This window comes from Xanthobacter autotrophicus, from assembly GCF_029991245.1.
In the GTDB taxonomy this organism is placed as follows: Bacteria; Pseudomonadota; Alphaproteobacteria; order Rhizobiales; family Xanthobacteraceae; genus Xanthobacter; species Xanthobacter autotrophicus_C.
Map to the genome: position 1 here is coordinate 1 of NZ_JAIVFO010000483.1, position 383 is coordinate 383.

A 383-nucleotide genomic window follows, 5' to 3' on the forward strand; every position below is an offset into this window, starting at 1 on the left:
GTGCGGGCCGGGTCAATGCCGTGACGCGGCTGCCCAACCGCACGCAGCTGTTCGAGGACCTGCGCGGCCGCCCCGCCGGTACGCCGTCGGCGCTGATGATGGTCGAGATCATGGGGCACGAACGCATGCTGGCCGAATCGCGCGCGGTGGGGTCCGAACCGCTGGAGTCCCTCGCCATCGCCTTCGCAGACAGACTCAAGCGGCTGGCAGGGCGGGGCGTCGCCGTCTACCACGTGGGCGAGATGCGTTTCTGCCTGGAGCCCGCCGGCGGCAACCGCGCGCAACGCGAGCAATTCGCCGCGGAGACGGTGGCCGCCCTGAGCGGCCCCATGGCCTTCGACGGGCGTGCGATCGAACTGGCGCCCATGGCCGGGCTCGTGGAG

General features: G+C 72.1%; 1 protein-coding gene. It reads left to right on the forward strand.

The features are described 5' to 3' along the window. Positions 1-383 (forward strand): hypothetical protein (locus K9U41_RS23790; RefSeq protein WP_282643280.1); only part of this gene is annotated, 383 nt, incomplete at both ends.